At 49.9% G+C, this 12,607-nt stretch carries 14 protein-coding genes; all 14 read left to right on the top strand.

Features of this window, described 5'->3' with window-relative positions; genetic code table 11:
- Positions 1-28: 28 nt before the first annotated feature.
- The 14 genes from ACLPHM_RS12705 (at position 29) to ACLPHM_RS12640 (ending at position 12,607) form a co-directional block, all read left to right on the top strand.
- Positions 29-970, top strand: coding sequence for a DMT family transporter (locus ACLPHM_RS12705; RefSeq protein WP_430221604.1), 942 nt, complete (start codon positions 29-31; stop codon positions 968-970).
- Positions 971-1,069: 99 nt separating this feature from the next.
- Complete coding sequence (locus tag ACLPHM_RS12700; protein WP_430221603.1) at positions 1,070-1,384, top strand: DMT family transporter; 315 nt, start codon at positions 1,070-1,072, stop codon at positions 1,382-1,384.
- Positions 1,385-1,796: 412 nt separating this feature from the next.
- Positions 1,797-2,963, top strand: coding sequence for a cystathionine beta-lyase (metC, locus tag ACLPHM_RS12695; protein ID WP_430221602.1), 1,167 nt, complete (start codon positions 1,797-1,799; stop codon positions 2,961-2,963).
- Positions 2,964-3,141: 178 nt separating this feature from the next.
- On the top strand, positions 3,142-4,233 hold the full coding sequence (locus ACLPHM_RS12690; RefSeq protein ID WP_430221601.1) for a DUF2817 domain-containing protein: 1,092 nt from the start codon (positions 3,142-3,144) through the stop codon (positions 4,231-4,233).
- A 6-nt stretch (positions 4,234-4,239) separates the two neighbouring features.
- Entirely contained in the window at positions 4,240-4,863 is a 624-nt protein-coding gene (locus ACLPHM_RS12685; protein ID WP_430221600.1) for a VOC family protein, read from the top strand.
- A gap of 44 nt (positions 4,864-4,907) precedes the next feature.
- Positions 4,908-5,969: an ABC transporter substrate-binding protein gene (locus ACLPHM_RS12680; protein ID WP_430221599.1), complete on the top strand. Its 1,062-nt coding sequence runs from the start codon at positions 4,908-4,910 to the stop codon at positions 5,967-5,969.
- Positions 5,970-5,991: 22 nt separating this feature from the next.
- Complete coding sequence (locus ACLPHM_RS12675) at positions 5,992-6,747, top strand: ABC transporter ATP-binding protein (protein WP_430221598.1); 756 nt, start codon at positions 5,992-5,994, stop codon at positions 6,745-6,747.
- A 17-nt stretch (positions 6,748-6,764) separates the two neighbouring features.
- Positions 6,765-7,535, top strand: coding sequence for an ABC transporter permease (locus tag ACLPHM_RS12670; RefSeq protein ID WP_430221597.1), 771 nt, complete (start codon positions 6,765-6,767; stop codon positions 7,533-7,535).
- The gene (locus ACLPHM_RS12665) at positions 7,532-8,311 is read left to right on the top strand and encodes an ABC transporter permease (RefSeq protein WP_430221595.1); all 780 of its coding nucleotides are present in this window, start codon (positions 7,532-7,534) and stop codon (positions 8,309-8,311) included. The genes ACLPHM_RS12670 and ACLPHM_RS12665 overlap by 4 nt, the downstream gene beginning before the upstream one ends.
- Positions 8,312-8,329: 18 nt before the next feature.
- Entirely contained in the window at positions 8,330-8,746 is a 417-nt protein-coding gene (locus tag ACLPHM_RS12660) for a PaaI family thioesterase (RefSeq protein WP_135865800.1), read from the top strand.
- 3 nt (positions 8,747-8,749) lie between these two features.
- Positions 8,750-10,264 carry a class I adenylate-forming enzyme family protein gene (locus ACLPHM_RS12655; RefSeq protein ID WP_430221594.1) on the top strand — a complete coding sequence of 505 codons (1,515 nt, stop codon included), beginning with the start codon at positions 8,750-8,752 and terminating at the stop codon, positions 10,262-10,264.
- Between the two features lie 25 nt (positions 10,265-10,289).
- Positions 10,290-11,309, top strand: coding sequence for a zinc-binding dehydrogenase (locus tag ACLPHM_RS12650; protein ID WP_430221593.1), 1,020 nt, complete (start codon positions 10,290-10,292; stop codon positions 11,307-11,309).
- Between the two features lie 19 nt (positions 11,310-11,328).
- Positions 11,329-12,084 (top strand): SDR family NAD(P)-dependent oxidoreductase, encoded by a 756-nt coding sequence (locus tag ACLPHM_RS12645; protein ID WP_430221592.1) that lies wholly within the window; start codon positions 11,329-11,331, stop codon positions 12,082-12,084.
- A gap of 52 nt (positions 12,085-12,136) precedes the next feature.
- Positions 12,137-12,607 carry an Lrp/AsnC family transcriptional regulator gene (locus ACLPHM_RS12640; RefSeq protein ID WP_430221591.1) on the top strand — a complete coding sequence of 157 codons (471 nt, stop codon included), beginning with the start codon at positions 12,137-12,139 and terminating at the stop codon, positions 12,605-12,607.

Here is a 12,607-nt window from a genome sequence, read left to right as displayed (position 1 = left end):
TACATAGTCAGCAAGGTATGGCATCAAAATGAGAAAAGCGGTTGATGGTTCAGCAGTATCCATCATGGTGGTGTTGTGCCTGATTTGGGCAATGCAACAAATTGCACTAAAAGGTGCTGCAGATTACATGGCACCGGCATTGCAAGTAGCACTGCGCTCTGGCGTGGTAGCCGTTTTAATCTTTGTGATACATCGATGTTGGCTGCACGATGCATGGTTACCCGGTATTTTGGGGCGTTCAGGGCTAGTGGTGGGTTCGCTATTTGGCCTAGAGTTTTTGCTCATTGCTGAAGCGCTGCGTTATACCAGCACGTCTCACGTCGTGGTGTTCTTGTATACAGCCCCCATTTTTGTGGCCATTGGCTTGCATGGTTTCTTGCCGGACGAGCGCTTAAATCGCCTGCAATGGATAGGCATAGCGTTAGCATTTTTAGGGATAGCGTTGGCCTTTTTGTGGCCCACCTTAAGTGGTGCTGCCCCCTCTGATAATGCGCATCCGCTTAGTTGGTTAGGGGATGTCTTGGCGCTGGGTGCTGGTGCATTGTGGGGTGGTACTACCATTGTGTTGCGCACCACCAAACTTAAAACAGCGCCGGTGACACAGGTGTTGTTCTGTCAGATGTGGCTAACCTTTGCCGTTGTTTCGGTCTTTGTGCTGTTCACAGGGCAAACAGACATCACGCTGAGCACAACCTTAGGGGTGAGCCTGATCTTTCAAATTTTGCTGGTGTCCTTGCTTAGCTATTTTGTTTGGTTTTGGTTGCTAGAGCGCTATCTGGCGGCACGATTAGGGGTGTTGACCTTCATGACACCTATATTTGGCCTGATCCTAGGTGCATGGTTATTGGATGAGCGTGTAGAAAAATCATTCTTAGTAGGGGCGTGCTTGGTGTTAGTGGGTGTGTTCCTAGTGAATGGGCAGGCTTGGTTACAGAAAAAAGTGTGGGCAAAAAGCCAGCGTAACTTGTAGCTGTACACCCCTACAGATAAAATTTTCTCAGAGGACGACCTCTCACCATCTAGCGTGTCATGTTTTCCGGGACGGCCCGGCTTTTTAGGAGAAAGCCAAATGGCCTGGTTCTTGTTAATTCTTGCGGGTGCGTTCGAGGTAGTCTGGGCATATTCAATGAAGCTATCCAATGGTTTTACGCGTATAGGTCCTTCAGTCGTGACCATCGTGACCATGATTATTAGCTTCGGGTTACTTGCCGTAGCCATGCGTACACTGCCTTTGGGTACGGCATACACCATTTGGACTGGTATAGGCGCAGTAGGGGCCTTTGTTTTGGGTCTGACTTTACTGGGTGAGCCTGCCTCCGCGATGCGTATTATTGCTGCCATACTGATCGTGTCTGGTCTGGTATTAATGAAATTGTCTTCCTAAGGCTACAGGCGACGAACCTGTAGCGCACTCCTTGTGTAGCAAGGGTTGCATGGTCGTATAGCGACTGTCACAAAGCAGCAGAAGGTAAAGCTTCTGCTGCTTTTTTGTGCGCGTTGGCTGAGCAATAGCGACACGTCCATCACTGCTACTGCGCTCCCTTTACCGCTACCCATTTTCTGTCGTTGTTGGTACAGAGCAGATTTCTATCCGCTGCGTTTTCCTGACTGTTGCACCATGTATATAGGATTACCCTAAGGTGGGTTGTGTTGTTGAAATTTTGTTATTAGTATTAATTAACGAAAAATAAACCACACAATCAATAAATATTAGTAAATTATTCTACGAAGTGAATTTTCACAAGAATTGTTTTCTGGAGAAAAAAGTGGGTGAATCAGGAAGTTCAACGCAGACTATGCTGACGCAGGTAGGCCGGGGAGGGGAATCCTCGTTGCAGTACGTCAACCCACCTATAGTGCGTGGCACGACTGTATTGGCACAAACCTTAGAGCAGTGGCGTCAACGCGCCAAGCTGCCGTTTAATGCAAAGCCGCAAGCTAACTATGGGCGTTTTGGCACATTGACGACGGCCGCATTTGAGTCTGCCATGGCAGAGCTGGAAGGGGCATATCGTTCGTTTTGTTTCCCGTCAGGGCTGGCGGCCTGCACGCATTCATTGTTGGCAGTATGTAAACCAGGCAGTCATGTGTTGCTGACGGATTTTGTGTACTGGCCGCTACGTGAGTTTGCTGAAAACGTACTTACCCAGCTGGGGGTAGAAGTAGAGTTTTTTACTAGCTTGAAGACTGAAGATGTAGTCAGCCGTTTTAAAGAAAACACCTGCGCGTTATACCTAGAAGCACCGGGCTCTATTTCGTTTGAACTGTGTGACGTAGATGAGCTGGCTCGGGCCGCACACCAGCGTGGCGCCATTGTGTTGATGGATAACACATGGGCGACTCCCTTGCTGTTTAAACCCTTAGAGCATGGTGTGGATATCTCTATACAGTCCGTCAGCAAATACATAGGTGGGCATTCAGATTGCATCATGGGGGTAGCGTCGTGTACCGAACAAGCGTGGGATGTGTTGTCTAACTCGGTCACCCGCTTCGGGCAAACGGCTTCGCCTGATGATTTGTACCAGGCACTGCGCGGCTTACGTACCTTAGATGTGCGGTTACGCCAGCATGGGCAGTCGGCATTAAGTGTGGCGCACTGGTTAGAAGCACAACCTGAAGTGCAGCGCGTGTGTTGCCCAGGCTTAGCGTCGCACCCCGGTCATGCCACGTTTAAACGGTTATTTCGTGATGTTTCTGGGCTGTTCTCGTTTGTGTTTGAGCCTATGCCCGAAGAGAAGCTGGCCGTGTTTTTTGATTCTCTGCGCATTGTAGGCATAGGCCTATCGTGGGGAGGTTTTGAGAGTTTAGTGGTGCCATTGGTCGCCAGACCCGCTTCACAAATTCATGATGACTACCGCAAAGAAGGGCAGCTAGTCAGGATTCATGTGGGGCTGGAAAACATCGAAGATCTCACCAACGATCTACAACAAGCCTTTATGCAGATGCGTCGTTACGCGGCTTAATGCGCATAACGGCATGGTTTAGGTTTAGGCGAAACTGGTAAGTCGATATAAGCATATACATAATTCCTCGTTCGGGACTTACCTGTAGGCGTGATAAATTTTTGTAATACCTTTGAGGGTTCTTAGAACTTTTAGATGTATTGGTGATGTTTATTAGCAGTAGGCAGGGGGAAGCAGCATGCTCGACTATTACTCTCAGAGTTATGACGAGGCAAGGTCCGCATTTTTGGCAGCAGCAAAAAATGTGGCACAAACCAGGGTGTTAAGCCAAGAGCTACCAGGTTATCAAGGGGCGATGGGTGAAGCACTAACGCAGGACGCTGTGTATATCGGTGATCCAGACGCGAAGCAGGTACTGGTAATGTTGTGCGGAACCCATGGTTTAGAAGGCTATGCGTCGTCGGCTTTGCTTACTGCTTTTATAGAGGCTGTGCACCAAAGAAGCATTGTGCTGCCTACCGGTGTGGCGGTATTGCTGGTGCATGCTGTGAACCCGTACGGTTTCTCGTACATGTTGCGTACCAACGAGCGCAACGTAGACCTCAATCGTAATTTCATCGACTTTTCTACCGCGACGCCAGTCAATCCGCTGTATGCGCAGATACATCCGTTGTTGTGTGGGGCTACCTCTGCACAACAACAGCAGGATAACGCGCAAGCTTTGCAGCAATGGATAGCAGAACACGGCAAAAACAATTTTTTCCGTGCCTTGTTTGATGGTCAGTACGACATTGAAGAAGGGCTGATTTATGGTGGTCAGGCCCGCCAATGGTCCAATTTGGCCTTGGAAAACGTGGTACACGAATTTCTACAAGATAAAGAAAAGGTGGTGTTCATAGACTGGCACACTGGTCTAGGCGAATACGGCCATGCTTTCTACCTCTGCTTTAATGAGCCCGGCAGCAGCGAGTGGCAAGAATGCTGCGAGATGTGGGGCCAAGACAATATAGAAACCAAAGCAGGCTTTGATGGTAGCGAGCGCCCCAAATACTCTGGTTTGGTTTTTAACGGGGTACGTGGTTTTGTGGGGAAAACACGCTTTGTAGGGGCGGTGATAGAGTTTGGTACTACACCGCCGGAATACACCATCAGTGGTCTACAAGCGGATAACCGTTTGCGTTTTGATAGCACCTTAAGTGACTCGGAACGTGAACAACTCAAGGCCGATGCCTTTGATGCTTTTTGCCCGTTAGCGCCTGAATGGCGATTGGATGTGCTGAAAGAAGGCCTACGTATCAGTGAGCGTGCACTGCACAGTATGAGCAAGTAAAACACCATGCAAACAATTGATCATTTTATGTTTGGCGCCAAGCAATTGCCGCCTCTAGTGGAAGCTTTCGCCTTGAAAACGGGAATGGTGGCTGAAACCGGTGGAAAACACCGTTTATTCGGCACACATAACCAATTAATAGGCGGTGGTTCTAGCCCCTACCTAGAGCTGATTGCGATCGATGAGTCATCGGATGCGAAAAGCGTCTTGCGACACGAGTTGCAAGCGTTAGAGCAGCCTACGTTGCACCGCTTCATCATGCGTAGCTCGTTGGCAAATTTTGATGCGTTAACGGCTGCTTACGCGGCGGTAGGCATTGAAAGCGATGTGGTGCCCCTGTCCAGAGAAAACCAAAGCGGCGAGATGTTGCATTGGCATTTGCTGATACCTAGACCCAATGCATTGGGTGTGTTGGCCCCTTATTTCATTGACTGGGGTGATGCTCAGCATCCTTCAGAACGCTTGGCTGAGCAATTTAGTTTGGTGGCATGCCAAGCAGGGCATCCAGAGCCCGCTGTAGTACAGAGACTGTGGGAGGCATTGGGCGTAAATATTCCCGTTTCCCACGCACAACAACCAGAACTGAACATCACGATTCAGTCGGCAAAGGGCGTGTTTCAGCTCCCTTAACTCATCACAGTAAACAATATTCCTCCAAAGAGGCGGTGTTAGCCATGAAGAAAATCGCATTGAGTGTGGCCTTATTGGCCAGTAGTAACCTGTACGCAGCGGATGGTTTGGAAAAAGTCCGTATAGGCTTTCCTCCAGCGTGGTCAGCCGTAGAAGCGGCCATTCCGTTTGGGGATGCGTTGGGCTTCTTTAAAGAAGAAGGCTTAGAGCTGGAGTACGTATCGGTGCAAGGTACGGCCGTACTGTTGCCACAGGTAGCGAACGGTTCGGTGGAGTTCGGCATTATGAGCCCCGACTTATCTGTGATTGCCGCCGCCAAAGATGAGAAATTCCCTATTCAGTTTTTCTACAACTTTTACCCACGCAATATTTTTGAAATCACGGTCTTGGAAGACAGCGATATCAAAACTTTGTCGGATCTTAAAGGCAAGAAAATGGGTGTGGGCGCATTGAGCTGGGGCAACCTGCCTATGAGCCGCCTGATGCTGGGTGATGCGGGTGTGACCTGGATGAAAGATGTGCAAGTGATGCCTGTGGGTGTAGGCCCTGCGGCATGGCAACGCATGAAATCCGGCAGTGTGGATGCCTTGAATTTGCCTGCGCCGCAAAACGTGATGATGGAAAAAGACGGCACTGCCATTCGTCGCCTGCCTATTCCTGAAGAGTTTGCCAATTTGTTTGCAAACGGCGTAGCGACGAGCGAGCAACTTATTCAATCCAACCCTGAGCTGGTGGAACGCATGGGACGCGCGATTGCCAAGTCGTTTGTGGCGTGCGCAACGGACACCGAAAAGTGCGTGAAAGCGTACTGGCAAATCGACCCAAGCTCTAGACCTGATACAGCCAACGAGGCGAAGTGGGTAGATACCTTCTCGGCGGTGAACGACGGTACGTACAACATTATTGGTTTGTACGACATCAAAGAAAACTTCGGCCAATACAACAAGGCGGATTGGGAAAAATTCGTGCAGAAACTGTACGAAGGTGAGCAGATCTCTACCACAGACGTTGATGTAGAAACCCTCTACACCAACCAGTTCATACCTGGGATCAACAACTTTGATGCAGAAGCCGTACGTAAAACGGTGCAGCAGCTACCCAACTAAGCGCAATAGCCAGGATTGAGTCATGTCGTTAACGTTGAAAGATATTGTGGTCAGCTATCCCAGTAAACGTGGTGAAGTGCTGGCTCTGGATAAGCTGGATCTATCGGTAGAGTCCTCCTCCTTCGTTTCGGTACTGGGCCCATCGGGCTGCGGTAAATCCACGCTGGTGCGTTTGGTCTCGGGGTTGTTAAAGCCTACAGCCGGTCAGGTGGAATTTAACGGTCAGGTCATCAAAGGCGCACGTGACGACGTAGGTGTGGCATTCCAGCAGGCGGCTTTGCTGCCTTGGAAAACCGCACTGGATAACGTCTTGCTGCCGATGAGCTTGACTGGAAAGTCACCACGTCAGCACCAAGAGCAAGCCCGTGATTTGCTGGATTTGGTAGGGCTAAAAGGCTTTCACGACCGTTACCCCTTTGAGCTGTCTGGCGGTATGCAGCAACGGGTATCGCTTGCCCGCTCGCTGATACGCAATCCGTCGGTATTGGTGATGGATGAGCCGTTTTCAGCGTTAGATGCCATGACTAGAGAAAACATGATGGTAGAGCTGCAGCGTATTTGGCTGGAGAAAAAACCATCAGTACTGTTCATTACGCACTCCATACAAGAAGCGGTGTTTTTGTCTGATCGCGTGGTGGTGATGAGTGGTAGACCCGGCAAGATCGTGGCTGACGTGAAGATAGATATTCCCCGACCGCGCAGCATTGATACTTTGTACAGCCCGGAGTTCATCGAGATGTCCAACTATCTGCGATCAATTTTTGATGATCACGAATGAGCTAGGGAGTAGTGATCATGAACCAAGTGTTGAAAAGAGTGCTATTGCCCATAGCGCCAGTGATCGCATTTTTTGTGATCTGGTACTGCGTGATTACGGTGTTTCATATCCCCAATCGTGTGTTCCCAGGGCCTGAAGCTGTCTTAGAGCGTATCTATAACGGGTTGTTTAAAGATGCCGATTTATGGCCGCATTTATCACAGACCTTGCAGAGCACCGTCTTGGGCTTCTTATTGGGCACGCTGCTTGCCGTAGCGTTTGGCAGTGTGTTGGCCATGTACAAGCGGGTAGAGCTGTTTTTGTATCCCGTGGTTGTGGTCTTGCAAGCTGTACCCAAAGTGGCGATTGCCCCGTTGATCTTGCTGTGGCTGGGCTATGAAACTAAAAGCACTGTGGTGCTGGTGGCCTTGATTTGTTTCTTCCCTATTTTTGTAGGCACTTTCGTAGGCATACGGGCAACGTCACCAGTGTTGCTAGATCTATTCAAAAGCCTGAATGCCAACACCTTGAAGCTGTACTGGCATTGCTGCTTGCCTAATGCGGCAGGCTCCATTTTGTCGGGCTTGCAAGTAGGGTGGGGCTTTGCCTTGGTGGGGTGTGTGGTGATGGAGTTTATTGTGGGGATGGGCGGTGCTGGTTTCTTGATTGATAACTCAGCCAACTCATTGGATACCACAACCGCCGTAACCGCGATGGTGCTGCTAGGGGTATTGGGCTATGTAGGTGGCGCATTGCTGACCTATGCCAAAGACAAATTGGTGTTCTGGGAAGGGAGTAAGCGCTCATGAGTGGTAACTATTTTTCCGCACCTAGATGGCAGCGTGTGGTGTTGCCGGTGTTGGGTGTGATCGTCTTGATTGCAGGCTGGTACTACCTAGCGACATACGTAGTGGCGAACCCTGCATTGATGCCTGATCCCATTAGCGTCTTTAAAAACGTAGCAGCGTGGGGAGGCCAAGGGTGGTTTGAAACCCATTTTGTGGCCACAGTGATTGCCACGTTAGTGGGCTTGTTCATCGGTGCTAGTTTGGGTTTTTTGTTTGGCATTGTGGTCAGCGAGGTTGAGGCCTTGTACTGCGTGTTTCATCCCATTGTGCAGGCACTACAAGCTATGCCAGTCGTGGCCATCGCCCCATTGGTGATTGTGTGGTTTGGTATTGGCTTGGCATCCAAGATTGCCTTGGTCGCCATTGGCACATTTTTTGTCATGTTTATTCATACGGTGGCCGGTATGCGATCGGTGTCGTCTGAGTTGGTAGACATGGCTAAAGCCTTTGGCGGTGGACGTTGGCGCATTGTGTTTTTAGTGAAAATTAAGTCGGCGTTGGACTATGTGTTCAGTGGCCTAGAGGTTTGCGCAGCCTTGAGCTTCATTTTGTGTGTAGTAGGCGAGTTTTTGGCCGCCAAAGCAGGGATTGGATATTACCTGCGGGCTGCTTCCTACGATATTGATGCAACAGCCATGTTTTCAGCTGTGTTTGTGCTGGCGCTTTTAGCAACCTTGCTGGCGTTTGCCGTCAGGGTTTTGCATCACCGTTTGGTTTTTTGGAAATACAGCAAATAGTAAGTACAGGAGAGCACTATGAGTCAAGAATTGCGTCAACTTTTTGAGAACCTCATTGAGGAATCCCCCTTCATCCAAAGTTGTGGCATGGAGCTGGTAGATCTTGATGTAGAAGCCGCCACCGTAGACATGAAAATGCCGTTGTTGCCTAATTTGGCCAGAGATCGCGCTGCCACCCAGTTTCACGGCGGGGCGATTGCCTCGCTGATTGATACCGCAGGTGATTTGGCGGTGGCACTCAGCGTAGGTGGTGCTGTACCTACCATCAACTTCCGTGTGGATTTCATTCGTCCTTCCAGTGGGCCATACCTGATTGCTAAGGCTGTAGCACGTCGTGTAGGTCGTTCGGTAGGGGTGGCTGATGTGGATGTGTATGACGAGCAGGGCAGGCTAACGGCGATTGGTCGTGGCTGCTACAGCGCGCAAAAGGGCTAAGCCATGTCTACAGAGCAATTTCCACAAAGCAGTAATCTGGGTGGAGCCATTGCTGAGCAGGTGAGCCCGCAGCAAGCCTGGTTGATAGAGGTGGATGAACGCGGGCAAGAGCGCGTGTTCAGCTACCATGATCTGCACGATCAGGCCGCACGCATTGCGGGTTTTTTGCAGCAGCAAGGCTTGGACAAAGGTTCACGTATTGGCCTGATGGGGCTAAATAGCGCGGAGTATCTGCTGGCGTATTACGGCATTATGCAAGCCGGCTATTGCGCAGTACCCATAGGCTTCAAATTAGCTTCAGACACCATTCACTACATTGTGAGTGATGCACAGGTGCAGACGGTATTTTGCGATAGCGAATTTGAGCATTTACTGCCCAAGGGTACGCCGCACATCAATTTGGCTACGCTGTTGAACACGGTAAGCGGTGCCAGCAACACGACTGAAATCGTCGTGCCACAACCTAGTGATGCCGCAACCATCCTGTATACCTCAGGCTCTACAGGAGTACCTAAGGGCGTGCCGCTTACCCACGGTGGTTATGTGTGGGCACTGCAAAAAATGCGTGTAAATGGGGGCGAGTTTTTCCAGACCCATCAAGCCAACGTATTGTGCGCGGCACCGTTGTCACACATGAATGCGTTGTTCTTGTCTAAGTTGGTCACAGCGTATGGCGGCACCTTGGTGCTGTTGACGAAGTTCACCGCACATAGCTTCTTACAGGCGTGCCAAGACCATCGCTGCCAAGTGGTAACAGCGGTACCAACCATGCTGGCCATGGCCTTGCGTGCGTTGGAAGCAGACCCTGCTACGTATGACTTTAGTGCGGTGCTAAGTGTGGCAATGGGTTCGTCTCCCATTACTGAGGAGTTACATCGCAGTGTCAGTGCGTTGTTCCCTAATGCTACGGTGAACAATAACTGGGGCACCACTGAAACAGGTCCAGCTGTGTTCGGGCCACATCCTGCTGGCCTGACACGCCCAGCGTTGTCATTGGGGCACCCCATTGCCGACGTAGAGGTGCGTTTGGGGCCAGACAACGCCGAGGAAGGTGAGTTGTGGGTACGCAGCAGGGCTGTGATGCCGGGCTATCTAAACCGTGATGATGAAACGGCCAAAGCCTTGCATGACGGCTGGTACAAAACTGGCGATGTCATGCGCAGGGACGCCGATGGCTTTTTCTATTTCGTCGGTAGGGTAGACGACATGTTTGTTTGCGGTGGGGAAAATATTTACCCCAGTGACGTAGAGAAACTGCTGATGAAACACCCTGATGTGGTGCAAGTCGCGGTAGTCGCCGTGGCGGATCCGATTAAAGGTCAGGTGCCTGCTGCATTTGTAGTGAAGCGCCAAGCCTCGCACATCAACGAGGACGACATCAAGCAATTTGCCTTGCAAAACGGACCTGTTTATCAGTACCCGCGTCATGTGCGCTTTATTGATGACATGCCGTTGCTAGCCAATAACAAGCTAGACAAGTTGAGCATCAAAAAAATGGCCGCTGGCTATGCCAAATAATATTTCTCTAGTGAGTGAGGGAACGATGAAAGCACAAGTTATACAGTCCCATGGGGGCATTGAACAAATAACCTTTGAAGCCAATTGGCCTACCCCAACTGCGGATGCAGGTCATGTCATCATCAAAGTGGGGGCATGTTCGCTGAACTACCACGATCTGTTTACGCTGCGTGGTATGCCGGGTATTACCGTGCCTATGCCCATCATCATGGGTATTGATATGGCTGGTAGCATCGCAGAAATTGGCCCGGATGTAGAAGGCTGGAAAGTAGGCGATAGAGTGTTGGTAGACCCGCTGGTATTGAATCCGTACCAGTTGTTAGGCGAAACCGTCAATGGCGGCTTGGCAGAGTACTGCAAAGTGCCAGTCACTCAACTGATTCCTTTGCCTGATAGTGTCAGTTACGAACAAGCGGCAGCCTTGCCAGTTGCTTACGGTACGGCATACCGCATGATGGTGACCCGTGGTGGTTTGCCCTTGGATGGCAGCGCTAAAGGCAAAAAAGTCTTTGTGCTGGGGGCGTCGGGTGGTGTGGGTACATGCTGCGTACAGTTGGCCAAACTTAGCGGTGCCGAAGTGATTGTGGCGGCGTCCAGTGATGACAAGCTAGAAAAACTACGCGAGCTAGGGGCTGATCATGGCATCAACTACAAAGAGCAAGACTTCATCAAAGGGTTGCACGAGCACGTAGGTAAGCCACGTATTAGTGGCACAGGTGGCGTGGACATGATTGTGAACTTCACCGGTGGTGACACCTGGGTGTCGTCCATCAAATCATTGAAAAAAGGCGGCAAGTTACTGACGTGTGGTGCTACGGCTGGTTTTGATCCTAAAACGGATCTGCGCTACATCTGGACGTTTGAGCTGACAGTCTTGGGTTCCAATGGCTGGATGCGTGAAGATTTGCATGCCTTGTTGGCATTGGTAGAAAAAGGCGATTTGAATCCGCCTGTGGACATGCGCTATCCCTTAGAAGACACGGCTCAAGCCTTTGCAGCGCTGGAAAACCGTTCTGCTTTTGGCAAAGTGATTGTTCAACCCTAACGACTACAGGACTACGCACATGGCGCAGCTACACGGAAAAGTGGCTCTAGTTACCGGAGCCAGCCAAGGAATAGGCTATCAAATTGCATTGCGGTTGGCGCGATTAGGCGCTTTTGTGTGTGTGCATGCACACCGATCCAAAGAATCGTTAATGCAGTTGGTGGCGACTATTGAGGCCGAAGGCGGAAAAGCTGCGCCTATTTTTGCAGATTTATCCGATGCAAAAGGGCCATACGAGATTCAAGCACAATTTGATAAAATTGTGACTGACGCCTTTGGCGAAACAAAAGTAGATATATTGGTCAATAATGCGGGTGTATTGAAACGTGAGCCAATTGAAAGTGTGACGTCAGAACAGTTTGACCTGACACTAATGGTGAATTTAAAAGCCCCATTTTTTCTGACACAATGCATGTTGCACCGTTTGCGAGATCACGGGCGGATCATCAATATTTCTTCCATGGGCACGCGCATGGCCTTCCCGGAAATGGCCGTGTATGCGCCGGCTAAAGCGGGGCTAGAAGCATTAACGCGTTTGTTGGCGGCACAGTTAGGGCCACGAGGCATTACCGTCAATACTGTCGCACCGGGCCTGACAGAAACGGCAATGAGCCCTATTGATGAGCAAACGGCAGCACGCGCCATTAGCAGCATCGCCTTAGGGCGCATTGGGGCTCCCGGTGATATTGCCGATGTGGTCGCTTTCTTGGCCAGTGACGAAGCCAAGTGGGTTACCGCGCAGCGCATTGAAGTAAGTGGTGGGCAAAAAATTTGAGTTAAACCATACTTTGCCAATCATTAATATTGATTATTTTAAGGAAAGAAAATTGGATATTATTGATAGGCAAATTCTGCAAATGCTACAAGAAGATGCGGATGTGGCTATTAGCGAAATCGCAGCACGCGTTGGTTTATCCAGCACGCCATGTTGGAAACGAATACAGAAATTAAAAGAAGAAGGGGTAATTCAGAAACGCGTTGTACTGTGTGACCCTGAAAAGCTAGGATTAAATACGACGGTATTTGTGAAAGTATCCACGAATCATCATAATGAAGAATGGATTAAAAAATTTGCCTTATCAGTTCAGGATATTCCTGAAATCGTTGAGGCATATAGAATGAGTGGTGATGTAGATTACTTACTGCGTGTGATCGTGAATGATATTCAAGGCTATGACGCGGTGTATAAAAAACTGATTCAAGCCTGTGACTTACACGATGTAAGTTCCAGCTTTGCGATGGAAGTGATCAAGTATTCCACCGCATTGCCGGTGCAGGATGAGCCTCGCAAAGCCTAA

Origin of the sequence: Paenalcaligenes sp. Me131, assembly GCF_050487225.1 — a bacterium.
Lineage (GTDB): Bacteria > Pseudomonadota > Gammaproteobacteria > Burkholderiales > Burkholderiaceae_B > Paenalcaligenes.
Note: the sequence above shows the minus strand (reverse complement) of the source record. Positions and strands in the feature narration are given on the sequence as shown.

Coding starts and splice junctions, on each gene's coding strand:
- ACLPHM_RS12705 (WP_430221604.1), top strand. CDS start 29: ATGAGAAAAGCGGTTGATGGTTCAGCAGTATCCATCATGGTGGTGTTG.
- ACLPHM_RS12700 (WP_430221603.1), top strand. CDS start 1,070: ATGGCCTGGTTCTTGTTAATTCTTGCGGGTGCGTTCGAGGTAGTCTGG.
- metC (WP_430221602.1), top strand. CDS start 1,797: ATGCTGACGCAGGTAGGCCGGGGAGGGGAATCCTCGTTGCAGTACGTC.
- ACLPHM_RS12690 (WP_430221601.1), top strand. CDS start 3,142: ATGCTCGACTATTACTCTCAGAGTTATGACGAGGCAAGGTCCGCATTT.
- ACLPHM_RS12685 (WP_430221600.1), top strand. CDS start 4,240: ATGCAAACAATTGATCATTTTATGTTTGGCGCCAAGCAATTGCCGCCT.
- ACLPHM_RS12680 (WP_430221599.1), top strand. CDS start 4,908: ATGAAGAAAATCGCATTGAGTGTGGCCTTATTGGCCAGTAGTAACCTG.
- ACLPHM_RS12675 (WP_430221598.1), top strand. CDS start 5,992: ATGTCGTTAACGTTGAAAGATATTGTGGTCAGCTATCCCAGTAAACGT.
- ACLPHM_RS12670 (WP_430221597.1), top strand. CDS start 6,765: ATGAACCAAGTGTTGAAAAGAGTGCTATTGCCCATAGCGCCAGTGATC.
- ACLPHM_RS12665 (WP_430221595.1), top strand. CDS start 7,532: ATGAGTGGTAACTATTTTTCCGCACCTAGATGGCAGCGTGTGGTGTTG.
- ACLPHM_RS12660 (WP_135865800.1), top strand. CDS start 8,330: ATGAGTCAAGAATTGCGTCAACTTTTTGAGAACCTCATTGAGGAATCC.
- ACLPHM_RS12655 (WP_430221594.1), top strand. CDS start 8,750: ATGTCTACAGAGCAATTTCCACAAAGCAGTAATCTGGGTGGAGCCATT.
- ACLPHM_RS12650 (WP_430221593.1), top strand. CDS start 10,290: ATGAAAGCACAAGTTATACAGTCCCATGGGGGCATTGAACAAATAACC.
- ACLPHM_RS12645 (WP_430221592.1), top strand. CDS start 11,329: ATGGCGCAGCTACACGGAAAAGTGGCTCTAGTTACCGGAGCCAGCCAA.